This is a genomic window from Mesorhizobium sp. M7D.F.Ca.US.004.03.1.1, from assembly GCF_003998635.1.
In the GTDB taxonomy this organism is placed as follows: Bacteria; Pseudomonadota; Alphaproteobacteria; order Rhizobiales; family Rhizobiaceae; genus Mesorhizobium; species Mesorhizobium loti.
Map to the genome: position 1 here is coordinate 1 of NZ_RZQG01001401.1, position 1,071 is coordinate 1,071.

General features: G+C 59.2%; 2 protein-coding genes. One reads left to right on the plus strand and one right to left on the minus strand.

What is annotated here, in order from left to right; translation table 11 throughout:
* The coding region (locus EN935_RS37410; RefSeq protein WP_245489160.1) for a DUF6455 family protein at positions 1-388 on the plus strand (388 nt) is incomplete at its 5' end.
* Positions 389-445: 57 nt separating this feature from the next.
* Here the strand turns inward: EN935_RS37410 and EN935_RS37415 are convergent.
* Positions 446-1,071: CBS domain-containing protein (locus EN935_RS37415; RefSeq protein WP_127374312.1), on the minus strand; the 626-nt coding region annotated here is incomplete at its 5' end.

The following is a 1,071-nucleotide window of genomic DNA, read 5'->3' on the forward strand; positions in this document are numbered from 1 at the left end:
AGGAACTTCAATTCACCCCTTTCGCCGCCTTGGCTTGGCAACGGCTCCGTCTGTTGACCGAGATCAAGTCGTTGGCCGCCTGCATGGCTATGATTCTCAAAAGGCAGGAGTGACCAAGATGAGCTTTCTCGATTACCTGATTTCAGTCGACGCCAGGGCCGCGTTGATGGGTCGCATGATGCGCAAACTTGGTGTCGACAGGCAGTTGAAAGTGGTGCCGGACCATGCAGCCGTCACCGATCGGGCGGTCAATCGCTGCCGATCCTGCGGCCATCAAGACGAATGCTCGACTTGGCTCGACCAAAACGAGCAAGCCGATGCTCCGCCAGATTATTGCCGCAACCGCGACCTGATCGCACGGCTGCAGCATGTGGCCGGCCAGCGTTAGAACGTCGAGCGGCTACGCACAGTTCGCCTCGGGAAAATGTCGGTGGTAGCCCCTTGGCTACGAGACCAGGATGACGGACAACGGCTCGGCGCAAAATAGATTGTCCTCAACGCCTTTGACGCCGGCGACGTTTTCGGCCGCTACGATGGCTGCCTGGCGCTCGCGTTCGTCGAAGATGGCGCCGCTCAGTTTTACGATCCCTTTGTCGACAGTGACATTGATCAGGTCCTTGCCAGCCCATTTCTGCGCTGCAAGCTCCGCGACGATGCTCTGGCGTATCTGTTCGTCGTCAATGGTCGTCGGAGTTGAGGTTGGCTGCGTGTGAAGCAGCGCACGAAGAAGATCGGAGCGGGCAATCATGCCGACAACTTTACCACCGTCGACGATCGGGACGCGTTTGATGCGGTGATGCGTCATCAACTCGACGACCTCGGCAAGCGATGCATTGGGGGATGCCGTGACGACGCTGTCGGTCATCACCTCCTCGACCCGCCTTCCGTTGGCGAGGACATATTCTTCGGCAACTCTTCCCGGGCTGACAAGAAATTCCAGCCAGCGTGGGCGCTTGCGCTGCGTGCCCAGCTCTCCGCGGCGCAGGAAATCGCCCTCGCTGATAATGCCCACCAGAACGCCGTCGATGCGAATGACGGGAAGCCCGCTGATCTTGCTGGAGAGCATCAATC